This window comes from Pseudomonas saponiphila, assembly GCF_900105185.1.
GTDB classification, from domain to species: Bacteria; Pseudomonadota; Gammaproteobacteria; order Pseudomonadales; family Pseudomonadaceae; genus Aquipseudomonas; species Aquipseudomonas saponiphila.
Map to the genome: position 1 here is coordinate 4,468,065 of NZ_FNTJ01000001.1, position 13,010 is coordinate 4,481,074.

Here is a 13,010-nt window from a genome sequence, read left to right on the forward strand (position 1 = left end):
AAGCAGCCCGACGTGGCAAGGAGTCATCCCTGCCACGAGGCTTGCCCTCATCACCCCGTCACCATCCCGGCAATCCGCGCTCCTGGCGCAACGCCGTGGCCAGGGCAGCAAAGCCCTCGGTCAGCTTCCGATCATCGGCCGTGGTGTTGCAGACACTGGCACGAATGAACTGCGGCACCGCCGCCTGGCCCACGGCAAAGGTCTCGGCAGTGGCCACCAGGTAGTGCTGTTGCTTCAAGTGCACCTCGATCTCCGAGGCCCGCCAGGGTTCGGGAACACGGATCCAGAAATGCGGGCAAGTCTCTGGACTGCGCCACTGCAACCCTTGCAATAGACCCGCCACCAGCCCCTTGCGCCGGGTGATCTCGAGCATTTGCTGCTGACGCAGGCGTTCGGCAATACCGTTGTCGATCCAACCGGCAGCCAATTCCAGGGTTAACGGCGTGGCCATCCAGCAGGTCGCCCGCAGCGCTGCGGCCAATCGCCCCACCAGCGCTGGCGGCCCGCACAGGAAGCCGACCCGCAACCCCGCCGCCACGGCCTTGCTCAGGCTGCTGATCAGCACCGTGCGCTCAGGGGCAAAATGCGCCAACGGCGCCGGCCGCCGGGCCATCAGCACCGCGTGGGTTTCATCTTCCAGAATCAACAGGTTGTGCCGCCGACAGACCTCAGCGATCGCCTCCCGGCGCGCCACGGACTGCACCGCAGTGCTGGGGTTCTGCAAGGTCGGCGTGCAATACAGGGCCGCCAGCCGGTGGTGCCGGCACGCCTCCTCCAGCGCTTCGGGCAGCAGCCCCTGCTCATCCATGGGCAGGCCCAGCAACTTGATTCCCTGCATACGGGCGGTACTGATCAGGCCCGGATAGGTCAGGTGCTCGGTGGCCAGGGTATCCCCGGCCTTGAGCAGCGCCAGCAGGGCAACATGCAAGCCGTGCTGGGCGCCGTTGACGCAAATCACCTGCGAGGCATCGACCTGCAACCCTTCCTGGGTCAACCAGCGCGCACCGGCCTCGCGATAGCGCGCCAGCCCGGCCTCCGGGCTGTAGCGCGCCACCTCCAGCAACCCCTCGGGATCGTCCGCCAGCGCCCGTAGGCCCTGAGCGATGAAACGGCTCTCCGGCCCGGGGATATGCGTATTGCGGCTCATGTCGAACATCGCGGGCGACTCTTCCCCGACGTGGCGAAACCCCACGTCGCGCGGGCGCTGCAAATCATCCTGACGCACGTAGGTGCCATCACCGACCCGCGCCACCACCTGCCCCACGCGCTCCAGCTCGGCATAGGCGCGACTGATGGTGCCAATGGGGAAACAGCTTGCTGCCAGGGGCCAGCAGCCCTTGCTCAATGCCCTGATCCAGTGCGTCGGCCAGGCGCTTGTACTTGGGCCCCGCCCCTTCGCGCAAGGCGGAATGCAACATTGACACCATGCCAATACTTACTTTGACAGCCATCATTTACCCCAATAACGTGCTTTACAGGTTCAATAACCGGAAATGACTCGCTCAATATAGGGGTCAATTACCGATCACGAAAGGAGTGTCAGCGTGACCACAAGCACCACGGCAGCACCTATCACCCAAGCGCCTTCGCGCCCCTGGCTCGCCACGCTGGTGACCTGCACCCTGTTCCTGATTGTCTGCCTGAGCTGGGGCACCACCTGGCTGGGGATCAAGGTCGCCGTGGCCAGCACGCCGCCCCTGACCGCAGCCGGACTGCGCTTTTTGATCGCCTTTCCGCTGTTTGCCTGCTTCGCCTGGCTGCGCCGCGAACCGCTGATGTTTCCCAAGGGCAGCCGCGGTTTCCTGCTGTTCGTCACCCTGTGCTACTTCAGCCTGCCCTATACCTTGCTCAACTACGGTGAGGTGCACGTGTCCTCGGGGCTGACCGCCCTGCTGTTCAGCTGCATGCCGGTGTTCATCCTGATCTTTTCCGCCCTGCTGCTGCGGGAAAAAATCCACCTGGCACAGATACTCGGCATCGCCGTCGGTTTTGCCAGCCTGTTCCAGATCATTCGCGGCCAGGGCCTGCTCAACGATCACAACGAACTCTCGGGAGTGCTGGCGATTCTCGGCGCGGCGCTGCTGCATGCCTTGTGCTACGTCGTCACCAAGAAACACGGGAATGCCATTAGCGTCATCACCTACAACGCCCTGCCGATCGGCATCGCCGGCCTGCTGCTGTGCCTGGCCGGCCTGTGGATGGAAACCCCGGATTTCTCGGCCATCAGCCCGCGCTCCTGGGGCGCCCTGCTGTACCTGGGGCTGGTCGCCTCGGTGGGCGGTTTTATCGTCTACTTCTTCCTGCTCAAGCGCCTGAATCCGGTGATCCTGTCCTTCGTCTTCATCATCTTCCCGGTGTTCGCGGTGATCATCGGTGCCTGGTACGAAGGCCTGAGCCTGTCCAGCGACCTGCTGCTGTATGCCTCGACCCTGCTCGGCGGCTTCGCCATCACCAAATTGCCGCTGGATAAATGGCTGTCCAGAAAGACGGGTAAAGAAATTCTGTAGGAGCGAGCTTGCTCGCGAAGGCTCTAAGGATGCCGCACCTGATCAGCGAGTCCGCGTTGAGATTCATCGCGAGCAAGGGGCGTTGCTCAGCGATTGGATGACAAGGTCACGCCGGCGGTGGTGGAGAGCCCTACCACCGCCAGCGCTTGCTGCTTAGAAGCAGTCGCCGGGCACGCGCACCCAGCCTTCCATCAGCACCCGCGCACTGCGGCTCATGATGGCCTTGACCACGGTCCAGTCACCGTCGCTTTGAGTGGCTTCGGCGCCGACGCGCAAGGTGCCCGATGGGTGACCAAAACGCACCGCGCTGCGCGCACCGCCGCCGGCCGCCAGGTTGACCAGGGTCCCGGGAATCGCCGCCGCGGTGCCGATGGCGACCGCCGCGGTGCCCATCATCGCGTGGTGCAGCTTGCCCATGGACAGAGCGCGCACCAGCAGGTCGACATCCCCGGCCTTGATCGTCTTGCCACTGGAAGCCTGGTAATCCGCAGGGGGCGCGACAAAGGCCACTTTCGGCGTGTGCTGGCGCTGGGCGGCTTGGTCCAGGTGCTGGATCAGGCCCATGCGCAGAGCACCGTGGGCGCGGATGGTTTCGAACATCGCCAGGGCCTTGGGGTCGCCATTGATGTCGCCCTGCAGCTCGGTGCCGCGATAACCGATGTCCGCCGCGTTGATGAAGATGGTGGGAATCCCGGCATTGATCAGGGTCGCCTTGAAGGTCCCGACACCGGGCACTTGCAGATCGTCCACCAGGTTGCCGGTGGGGAACATCGAACCGCCGGCGCCCTCTTCCTCGGCCGCCGGATCGAGGAACTCCAGCTGCACTTCGGCCGCCGGGAAGGTCACGCCGTCCAGCTCGAAATCACCGGTTTCCTGAACCTCGCCGTTGGTGATCGGCACGTGGGCGATGATGCTCTTGCCGATATTGGCCTGCCAGATACGCACCACCGCCACGCCGTTCTGCGGAATGCGCGCCGGGTCCACCAGGCCGCTGCTGATGGCAAACGAGCCGACCGCCGCCGAGAGGTTGCCGCAGTTGCCGCTCCAGTCGACGAAGGCCTTGTCGATGGCCACCTGACCGAACAGGTAGTCGACGTCGTGATCGGCCTTGATGCTCTTGGACAGGATCACCGTCTTGCTGGTGCTGGAGGTGGCGCCGCCCATGCCGTCGATCTGCTTGTCATAGGGATCGGGGCTGCCGATCACCCGCAACAGCAGGGCATCGCGGGCCGCGCCCGGCAGCTGCGCGGCCTCGGGCAGGTCCTTGAGGTTGAAGAACACACCCTTGCTGGTGCCGCCACGCATGTAGGTGGCGGGAATCTTGATTTGCGCTACGAATGCCATGAATTTCAGGTCCCGATAATGACCGGGGGCGGTGCCTTGCGGCCCGCCCCCGGTACGTTGCTTAGCTGGCTACGGCCGATTCCAGGAAGTCCTGGGCGAAGCGTTGCAGCACCCCGCCCGCCTCGTAGATCGACACTTCTTCGGCGGTGTCGAGGCGACAGGTCACTGGCACCTCCAACCGCTCGCCGTCACGGCGATGGATCACCAGGGTCAACTGCGCCCGTGGCGTGCGTTCGCCGATCACGTCGTAGGTTTCAGTGCCGTCGATGCCCAGGGTCTTGCGGTCGGTGCCGGCAAGGAACTCCAGCGGCAGCACGCCCATGCCCACCAGGTTGGTACGGTGGATGCGCTCGAAGCCTTCGGCGACGATCGCTTCCACACCCGCCAGGCGCACGCCCTTGGCTGCCCAGTCGCGGGACGAGCCCTGGCCATAGTCGGCGCCGGCAATGATGATCAGCGGCTGTTTGCGCTGCATGTAGGTTTCGATGGCTTCCCACATCCGCGTGACTTTGCCTTCCGGCTCGATCCGCGCCAGGGAGCCCTGCTTGACCTTGCCGTTCTCCTGGACCATTTCGTTGAACAGTTTCGGGTTGGCGAAGGTCGCGCGCTGGGCGGTCAGGTGGTCGCCACGGTGGGTCGCGTAGGAGTTGAAGTCCTCTTCCGGCAGGCCCATTTTTGCCAGGTACTCGCCGGCCGCGCTGTCCAGCATGATGGCGTTGGACGGCGACAGGTGGTCGGTGGTGATGTTGTCCGGCAGCACCGCCAGCGGGCGCATGCCCTTGAGGCTGCGCTCCCCGGCCAAGGCCCCTTCCCAGTAAGGCGGACGGCGGATGTAGGTGCTCTGCGGACGCCAGTCGTACAGCGGCTCGACTTTCGGCCCGGTGTCTTCGTGGATGGCGAACATCGGGATGTAGACCTTGCGGAACTGCTCGGGCTTCACCGCGGCCTTGACCACGGCGTCGATCTCTTCGTCGCTCGGCCAGATGTCCTTGAGGCGGATTTCCCGGCCGTTGGCGTCCAGGCCCAGCACGTCCTTCTCGATATCGAAACGGATGGTGCCGGCAATCGCGTAGGCCACCACCAGCGGCGGCGAAGCCAGGAAGGCCTGCTTGGCATAAGGGTGGATGCGCCCGTCGAAGTTGCGGTTGCCCGAGAGCACGGCGGTGGCGTACAGGTCGCGGTCGATGATCTCTTTCTGGATCACCGGGTCCAGCGCGCCGGACATGCCGTTGCAGGTGGTGCAGGCAAAGGCCACCACGCCAAAGCCCAGTTGCTCCAGCTCATGGCCCAGGCCGGCTTCTTCCAGGTACATGGCCACGGTTTTCGAACCCGGGGCCAGGGACGACTTGACCCACGGCTTGCGGGTCAGCCCCAGCTTGTTGGCGTTGCGCGCCAGCAGGCCGGCGGCGATCACGTTGCGCGGGTTGCTGGTGTTGGTGCAGCTGGTGATGGCGGCGATGATCACCGCGCCGTCGGGCATCTGCCCCGGCACTTCGGACCACTGCCCGGCAATGCCCTTGGCCGCCAGGTCGCTGGTGGCGACCCGGGCGTGGGGGTTGCTCGGCCCGGCCATGTTGCGCACCACCGACGACAGGTCGAACTGCAAGCCGCGCTCGTAGCGCGCGCTCTTCAGGCTGTCGGCCCACAGGCCGGTGTGCCTGGCGTAGCTTTCGACCAGACGCACCTGCTGGTCTTCACGACCGGTGAGCTTGAGGTAGTCGATGGTCTGCTGGTCGATGTAGAACATCGCCGCGGTGGCGCCGTATTCAGGGGCCATGTTGGAGATGGTGGCGCGGTCGCCCAGGGTCAGTGCCGCGGCGCCTGCGCCGAAGAACTCCAGCCAGGCCCCTACCACTTTCTGCTTGCGCAGGAACTCGGTCAGCGCCAGCACCATGTCGGTGGCGGTGATCCCGGGTTGCAGCTTGCCGGTGAGCTCGACGCCGATGATTTCCGGCAGGCGCATCCACGAAGCGCGGCCGAGCATGACGTTCTCGGCTTCCAGGCCGCCGACGCCGATGGCGATCACCCCCAGGGCATCGACGTGCGGGGTGTGGCTGTCGGTGCCGACGCAGGTATCGGGGAAAGCCACACCGTCGCGCACCTGGATCACCGGGGACATTTTCTCCAGGTTGATCTGGTGCATGATGCCGTTGCCCGGCGGAATCACGTCGACGTTCTTGAAGGCCTTCTTGGTCCAGTTGATGAAGTGGAAACGGTCTTCGTTGCGCCGGTCTTCGATGGCGCGGTTCTTGTCGAAGGCGTCCGGGTCGAAGCCGCCGCACTCCACGGCCAGGGAGTGGTCGACGATCAGTTGGGTCGGCACCACCGGGTTGACCAGGGCCGGGTCACCGCCCTGGTCGGCGATGGCGTCGCGCAGGCCGGCCAGGTCCACCAGCGCGGTCTGGCCGAGGATGTCGTGGCACACCACGCGGGCCGGGAACCAAGGAAAGTCCAGGTCGTCGCGGCGTTCGATCAGTTGCCCGAGGGAGGCGTTGAGGGTCGCCGGATCACAGCGCCGCACCAGGTTTTCCGCCAGTACGCGGGAGGTGTAGGGCAGGCTGTCGTAGGCACCGGGTTGCAGCGCATCGACCGCCGCGCGGGCGTCGAAATAGTCCAGCTGGCTGCCGGGCAGCGTCTTGCGAAATTCAGTGTTCATGGTCAGGGGACTCGATCACGGTAGTTTCAAAGGGAGCGTCCGGCTCCGGGTTGAATGGGCACCTGCCCTGGTTGGAGCGAGCTTGCTCGCGAAGACTGAAGCCGATCGGGCATCGCCGTCGGCTGGTCCATCGCGATCGCGAGCAAGCTCGCTCCTACAGGTTCGTGGTGCATTCAAGCCGCGGTGCCGGCGCCCTCCCGGTCAGCGGCGTTCGATTGGCACGAACTTGCGCTGTTCAACGCCGATGTACTCGGCGCTTGGACGGATGATGCGGTTGTTGCCGCGCTGCTCGAACACGTGGGCGGCCCAGCCGGTCAGGCGCGAGCAGACGAAGATCGGGGTGAACAGCTTGGTCGGGATGCCCATGAAGTGGTAAGCCGAGGCATGGTAGAAGTCGGCGTTGGGGAACAGCTTCTTCTGCTCCCACATGGTCTTGTCGATGGCTTCGGAAACCGGGAACAGCACCTTGTCACCGACTTCGTCGGCCAGCTTCTTCGACCAGCCCTTGATCACCTCGTTGCGCGGGTCGCTGTCTTTGTAGATCGCATGGCCAAAGCCCATGATCTTGTCCTTGCGCTCCAGCATCCGCAGCAACTCGGCGGTCGCCTCTTCAGGGCTGTGGAAGCGCTCGATCAGTTCCATGGCCGCCTCGTTGGCGCCACCGTGCAGCGGCCCGCGCAGCGAGCCGATGGCCGCGGTGACACACGAATACAGGTCCGACAGGGTCGAGGCGCAGACCCGGGCGGTGAAGGTCGAAGCGTTGAATTCGTGCTCGGCGTAGAGAATCAGCGAGACGTTCATCACCTTGACGTGCAAGTCGCTGGGCTTCTTGCCATGCAGCAGGTGCAGGAAGTGACCACCGATGGTCTGCTCGTCGCTGACGCAGTTGATGCGCACGCCTTCATGGCTGAAGCGGTACCAGTAACACATGATCGCCGGGAAGGCCGCCAGCAGGCGGTCGGTGACGTCGTGCTGCTGGGAGAAATCCTGCTCCGGCTCGATGTTGCCGAGGAACGAGCAGCCGGTACGCATCACATCCATCGGATGGGCCTGGGCCGGAATCCGCTCCAGCACTTCCTTCAGGGCCTGGGGCAGGTCACGCAGCTTGCTCAGCTTGGCGCTGTAGGCGGCCAGTTGTTCCTTGGTCGGCAGGTCGCCGTACAGCAGCAGGTAGGCGACTTCCTCGAACTGTGCATCGGCCGCCAGTTCGCGCACGTCATAGCCACGGTAGGTCAATCCGGCACCGGCCTGGCCCACGGTGGATAGCGCGGTTTGCCCGGCGACCTGACCGCGCAGACCTGCACCACTCAATACTTTTGCTTCGGCCATTGCTCTCTCCAATCTTGAATTTGTTAGGGACTTGGCAACTTCATTGGTCGGGACTCACCCCGCCACTGTAGGAGCGAGCTTGCTCGCGATCCAGGCTCGCCCATTAGCGTCGACGGCCATCGCGAGCAAGCTCGCTCCCACAAGGATTGATTCAGCCTTTCTTCTGCGCGAACAGTGCGTCGAGCTTCTGCTCGAAGCTGTGGTAGTCGATGCGCTCGTAGAGCTCCATGCGGGTCTGCATGGTGTCGATCACGTTCTGCTGGGTGCCGTCGCGACGGATCGCGGTGTAGACGTTTTCCGCCGCCTTGTTCATGGCACGGAACGCCGACAGCGGGTACAGCACCAGGGAAACATCCGCGGATTTCAACTGTTCGGTGGTGTACAGCGGGGTCGCGCCGAATTCGGTGATGTTGGCCAGGATCGGCGCCTTCACCCGATCGGCGAAGATCTTGTACATCTCAAGCTCGGTGATGGCTTCCGGAAACACCATGTCGGCGCCGGCCTCGATGCACGCCGCGGCGCGTTCCAGGGCCGACTCCAGGCCTTCCACCGCCAGGGCATCGGTGCGCGCCATGATCACGAAGCTGTCGTCGGTACGGGCATCCACCGCGGCCTTGATGCGGTCGACCATTTCCTGCTGGGAGACGATCTCTTTATTGGGGCGGTGACCGCAGCGCTTGGCGCCGACCTGGTCTTCGATATGAATCGCCGCGGCGCCGAACTTGATCATCGACTTGACGGTGCGCGCCACGTTGAAGGCCGAGGATCCGAAACCGGTGTCCACGTCCACCAGCAGCGGCAGGTCGCAGACATCGGTGATGCGGCGCACGTCGGTGAGGACGTCATCGAGGCCGGTGATGCCCAGGTCCGGCACGCCGAGGGAGCCTGCGGCGACCCCGCCACCGGACAGGTAAATGGCCTTGAAACCGGCGCGCTTGGCCAGCAGGGCGTGGTTGGCATTGATCGCGCCGACCACTTGCAACGGCTGTTCGCTGGCGACCGCATCGCGGAAACGCTGGCCTGGAGTGCTCTTGTTGGAACTCATGACTCACCTCGTGGAGTGGCTGTCTGATGGGCGCTGTCCTGGTAGTGACGCGCAATATTGCGTTTCGAGGCGCCAATGTGGCGGCGCATCAACAACTCGGCCAGTTCGCCGTCGCGATCGGCAATGGCATCGAGAATCCGGTGGTGTTCGGCAAAGGCCTGGTGCGGGCGATTGGGGGTCGCGGAAAACTGGATGCGGTACATGCGCACCAGTTGATACAGCTCGCCGCAGAGCATCTGTGTCAGGGTGCGGTTGCCCGCGCCCTGGATGATCCGGTAATGGAAGTCGAAATCCCCTTCCTGCTGGTAATAGCCGACCCCGGCCTGGAACGCCGCATCGCGCTCGTGGGTATCGAGCACCCGGCGCAGTTCGTCGATCTCCTCGGTGGTCATGCGCTCCGCCGCCAGGCGACAGGCCATGCCCTCCAGGGATTCGCGGATTTCATAGAGTTCGATCAGCTCGGCGTGACTCAGGGACACCACCCGGGCGCCGACATGGGGCACCCGCACCAGCAGGCGCTGGCCTTCCAGACGGTGAATGGCCTCGCGCAACGGGCCACGGCTGATGCCGTAGGTGCGCGCCAGCTCAGGCTCGGAGATCTTGCTGCCCGGGGCGATCTCGCCCTTGACGATGGCCGCCTGGATACGCCGGAAGACGTTTTCGGACAGGGTTTCAGAATCGTCCTGCGCTGGTATCGGGTGTTCGAGTTGCTCCAGCATATTGTCGACACCTTTAAAATCATTGAGGCAAAAACTAGCCAATACGGCGAGATCAGTCAAAGGAAAAATAGAGATTGTCGACAATCGTCTAATAACCCCTTGCACCAAAACGAGACAAAAGGCCCCGCCCCGGCGCTGGCGCCATAAAACCAGCATGCTAGAATGCCGCCCGCATTGGCCTGTCATCTTTTTATGGCACGCACACGAGGGAGCTTGCGCAGCAATGCCGGTCGCCTTGAATTGAAGAACCCATGCCCATCAGGATCTATGAGACTCAAGGCCCTCCCCCTCCTCCTCTGCCTGTTAGCCCTGCCGGGCATCAGCGCCGCCGCTGGCAAGACTGTCTACGGTTTGAATGAATATGCACGCTTGTCGGACATTGACCTGGAAGTCGCGGCCAAGCTCGACACCGGCGCCAAGACCGCGTCCCTGAGTGCTCGCGACATCAAGCGCTTCAAGCGCAACGGCGAGTCCTGGGTACGCTTCTACCTGGCCATCGACACCGCCCACAGCCACCCCATCGAGCGGCCTCTGGCCCGGGTCAGCAAGATCAAGCGCCGCGCCGGCGACTATGACCCCGATGAAGACAAGAACTACACCGCCCGGCCGGTCATCGCCCTGGCGGTGTGCATGGGCAGCGCCTTGCGCAGCATCGAAGTGAACTTGACCGACCGCAGCACCTTCCAATACCCGCTGCTGATTGGCTCCGAAGCCCTGAAACGCTTCGATGCGCTGGTCGACCCCAGTCTTAAATACGCTGCTGGCAAACCCGCCTGCGCCACCGACGCTCATACCGCAGAGTAATTCCAATGCGCTCTCTTACCCTTCATCTGAAAGTCCTGATCGCCATCCTGGTGGTGCTGGGCATTTCGATCACGGCCTATCAGATCTTCGTGCTGGGCATTCCGGTGACCGAAGACGCCACCGACGATCTGTGGAACATCGATGCCAAGGTCGAATTCGTCGCCAACGGCAAGGACCCGATCAAGATCCAGATGTTCGTGCCACCCCTGAGCCGCGACTACGTGAGCCTCAACGAGAGCTTCATTTCCAACAACTACGGCGTGGCGGTGAACCGCGTCGACGGCAACCGCAAGGTCACCTGGTCGGCGCGCCGGGCCAAGGGCAACCAGACCCTGTACTACCGCCTGGTGCTGACCAAGCGCTACAGCGCCGAGAAATCCAAGGTCAAGGGCCCGACCTTCCGCGACAGCATGGCCGTGGAAGGCCCGGAAAAAATCGCCGCCGACGCCTTGCTGGCGCCGATCCGCCAGCATTCGGCGGACGTCGAGACCTTCATCAGCGAGGCCATCAAGCGCGTCAACAACGCCAATGACGACAACGCCAAGCTGCTGCTGGCCGGCGACTCGTCCAGCGCCAACAAGGCCAAGATCGTCGAGCTGCTGCTGTCCATCGCCCACGTGCCGATGGAGAAGGTCCACACCATCCGCCTGGTGGCCGACCAGCCGCAGACCCCGGAGCTCTGGCTGCGCAGCTTCAACGGCACCGACTGGCTGTACTTCAACCCGGAAACCGGCGAGCAGGGCATGCCCAGCGACCGCCTGCTGTGGTGGACCGGTGACGACAACCTGATCACCGTCGATGGCGGCAAGAAAGCCAACGTCACCTTCAGCATGAACAACAGCGAGATGAACGCCATTCGCCTGGCCAAGCTGACCGACGAGAACACCGACGCCAACTTCCTCGAATACTCGCTCTACGGCCTGCCGCTGCAGACCCAGCAGACCTTCATGATCATGGTGATGATCCCCATCGGCGTGCTGGTGATCCTGGTACTGCGCAACCTGATCGGCCTGCAGACCCTGGGCACCTTCACCCCGGTACTGATCGCCCTGGCCTTCCGCGAAACCCAGCTGGGCTTCGGCATCGTGCTGTTCACGGTGATCACCGCGCTCGGGCTGTCGCTGCGCTCCTACCTGGAACACCTGAAGCTGCAGATGCTGCCGCGGCTGTCGGTGGTGCTGACCTTCGTCGTGGTGCTGATCGCCACCATCAGCCTGTTCAGCCACAAGCTGGGCCTGGAACGCGGCCTGTCGGTGGCGCTGTTCCCGATGGTGATCCTGACCATGACCATCGAACGCCTGTCCATCACCTGGGAGGAGCGTGGCGGCGGCCATGCGATGAAAGTCGCCATCGGCACCCTGTTCGCCGCCTCCCTGGCGCACCTGATCATGAGCGTGCCGGAGCTGACGTACTTCGTCTTCACCTTCCCGGCGATGCTGCTGATCCTGGTGGGCTTCATGCTGGCGATGGGACGCTATCGCGGCTACCGCCTGACCGAGCTGGTGCGTTTCAAAGCCTTCGTCAAGGCCGACTCCTGATGTTCGGCCTGTGGAAGACCTGGAAAGCCCTGGAAGCGCGGGGAATCATGGGCATCAACCGGCGTAACGCCGACTACGTGCTCAAGTACAACAAGCGCAGCCTGTACCCCATCGTCGATGACAAGATCATCACCAAGGAACGGGCGATCAAGGCCGGCATCCATGTGCCGGAACTGTATGGGGTGATTTCCACCGAGAAGGAAATCGACAAGCTCGACGCGATCATCGGCGAGCGCAACGACTTCGTGATCAAGCCGGCCCAGGGCGCCGGCGGTGACGGCATCATCGTCATCGCCGACCGCTTCGAGGGCCGCTATCGCACGGTGTCGGGCAAGATCATCAGCCACGAGGAACTCGAGCACCATATTTCCAGCATCCTCACCGGCCTGTACTCCCTGGGCGGCCACCGCGACCGGGCGCTGATCGAGTACCGGGTGACCCCGGACCAGATCTTCAAGAGCATCAGCTACGAAGGCGTGCCGGACATCCGCATCATCGTGCTCATGGGCTACCCGGTGATGGCCATGCTGCGCCTGCCGACTCGCCAGTCCGGGGGCAAGGCCAACCTGCACCAGGGCGCCATCGGCGTCGGCGTCGACCTGGCCACCGGCCTGACCCTGCGCGGCACCTGGCTGAACAACATCATCGCCAAGCACCCGGACACCACCAACGCCGTGGATGGCGTGCAACTGCCCTACTGGGACGGTTTCATGAAGCTGGCGGCCGGCTGCCACGAGCTCTGCGGCCTGGGCTACATCGGCGTGGACATGGTCCTGGACCAGGACAAGGGCCCGCTGATTCTCGAACTCAACGCCCGGCCCGGATTGAACATCCAGATCGCCAACGACTGCGGCCTGACCCAGCGCACCCACGCCATTGAAGCCCACCTTGAGACACTCAAGGCCCGGGGCATCGTGGAAAGCGTCGAAGAGCGGGTACGCTTCGCCCAGGAGCTGTTCGGTCACATCCCCCCGGTGGAAGGCTGATAGCGATTGCCGCCAGACAGGCGGATCCGCGCGACCTGCGCGCGGATCCGCCCCGACTGAAAGCACTGCGGAGTTTTTCGCC

General features: G+C 63.9%; 9 protein-coding genes and 1 pseudogene. 4 read left to right on the forward strand and 6 right to left on the reverse strand.

What is annotated here, in order from left to right; genetic code table 11:
* Positions 1–58: 58 nt before the first annotated feature.
* Positions 59–1,451: pseudogene (locus BLV47_RS20960) on the reverse strand (aminotransferase-like domain-containing protein).
* 93 nt (positions 1,452–1,544) lie between these two features.
* Here BLV47_RS20960 and BLV47_RS20965 point away from each other — a divergent pair.
* Positions 1,545–2,507 carry a DMT family transporter gene (locus BLV47_RS20965; protein ID WP_244168921.1) on the forward strand — a complete coding sequence of 321 codons (963 nt, stop codon included), beginning with the start codon at positions 1,545–1,547 and terminating at the stop codon, positions 2,505–2,507.
* Between the two features lie 153 nt (positions 2,508–2,660).
* Here the strand turns inward: BLV47_RS20965 and prpF are convergent, their stop codons facing one another.
* The 5 genes from prpF to BLV47_RS20990 all read right to left on the reverse strand — a co-directional run bounded on the left by prpF (position 2,661) and on the right by BLV47_RS20990 (position 9,600).
* Positions 2,661–3,851 (reverse strand): 2-methylaconitate cis-trans isomerase PrpF, encoded by a 1,191-nt coding sequence (prpF, locus tag BLV47_RS20970; RefSeq protein ID WP_092316708.1) that lies wholly within the window; start codon positions 3,849–3,851, stop codon positions 2,661–2,663.
* A gap of 61 nt (positions 3,852–3,912) precedes the next feature.
* Positions 3,913–6,507, reverse strand: a complete 2,595-nt coding sequence (gene acnD, locus BLV47_RS20975; RefSeq protein ID WP_092316710.1) for a Fe/S-dependent 2-methylisocitrate dehydratase AcnD — start codon at positions 6,505–6,507, stop codon at positions 3,913–3,915.
* Between the two features lie 201 nt (positions 6,508–6,708).
* On the reverse strand, positions 6,709–7,836 hold the full coding sequence (gene prpC / locus BLV47_RS20980; protein ID WP_092316712.1) for a bifunctional 2-methylcitrate synthase/citrate synthase: 1,128 nt from the start codon (positions 7,834–7,836) through the stop codon (positions 6,709–6,711).
* A gap of 151 nt (positions 7,837–7,987) precedes the next feature.
* The gene (prpB, locus tag BLV47_RS20985; protein WP_092316714.1) at positions 7,988–8,881 is read right to left on the reverse strand and encodes a methylisocitrate lyase; all 894 of its coding nucleotides are present in this window, start codon (positions 8,879–8,881) and stop codon (positions 7,988–7,990) included.
* A complete protein-coding gene (locus BLV47_RS20990; RefSeq protein WP_092316716.1) occupies positions 8,878–9,600 on the reverse strand; it encodes a GntR family transcriptional regulator in 723 nt (240 codons plus the stop codon). Before BLV47_RS20990 ends, prpB begins: the two co-directional genes overlap by 4 nt.
* Before the next feature lie 267 nt (positions 9,601–9,867).
* Here BLV47_RS20990 and rloA point away from each other — a divergent pair, with 267 nt between their 5' ends.
* Genes rloA through BLV47_RS21005 form a run of 3 tightly spaced genes read left to right on the forward strand, consistent with a single transcriptional unit; the run spans position 9,868 to position 12,928 of the window.
* On the forward strand, positions 9,868–10,404 hold the full coding sequence (gene rloA, locus BLV47_RS20995; RefSeq protein WP_092316718.1) for a retropepsin-like aspartic peptidase RloA: 537 nt from the start codon (positions 9,868–9,870) through the stop codon (positions 10,402–10,404).
* A 5-nt stretch (positions 10,405–10,409) separates the two neighbouring features.
* Entirely contained in the window at positions 10,410–11,942 is a 1,533-nt protein-coding gene (gene rloB, locus BLV47_RS21000) for an osmotic stress tolerance membrane protein RloB (protein WP_092316720.1), read from the forward strand.
* Positions 11,942–12,928: an alpha-L-glutamate ligase-like protein gene (locus tag BLV47_RS21005; RefSeq protein WP_092316722.1), complete on the forward strand. Its 987-nt coding sequence runs from the start codon at positions 11,942–11,944 to the stop codon at positions 12,926–12,928. Before rloB ends, BLV47_RS21005 begins: the two co-directional genes overlap by 1 nt.
* Positions 12,929–13,010: the final 82 nt, after the last annotated feature.

Coding starts and splice junctions, on each gene's coding strand:
- BLV47_RS21005 (WP_092316722.1), top strand. CDS start 11,942: ATGTTCGGCCTGTGGAAGACCTGGAAAGCCCTGGAAGCGCGGGGAATC.
- rloA (WP_092316718.1), top strand. CDS start 9,868: ATGAGACTCAAGGCCCTCCCCCTCCTCCTCTGCCTGTTAGCCCTGCCG.
- rloB (WP_092316720.1), top strand. CDS start 10,410: ATGCGCTCTCTTACCCTTCATCTGAAAGTCCTGATCGCCATCCTGGTG.
- prpC (WP_092316712.1), bottom strand. CDS start 7,836: ATGGCCGAAGCAAAAGTATTGAGTGGTGCAGGTCTGCGCGGTCAGGTC.
- BLV47_RS20990 (WP_092316716.1), bottom strand. CDS start 9,600: ATGCTGGAGCAACTCGAACACCCGATACCAGCGCAGGACGATTCTGAA.
- prpB (WP_092316714.1), bottom strand. CDS start 8,881: ATGAGTTCCAACAAGAGCACTCCAGGCCAGCGTTTCCGCGATGCGGTC.
- acnD (WP_092316710.1), bottom strand. CDS start 6,507: ATGAACACTGAATTTCGCAAGACGCTGCCCGGCAGCCAGCTGGACTAT.
- prpF (WP_092316708.1), bottom strand. CDS start 3,851: ATGGCATTCGTAGCGCAAATCAAGATTCCCGCCACCTACATGCGTGGC.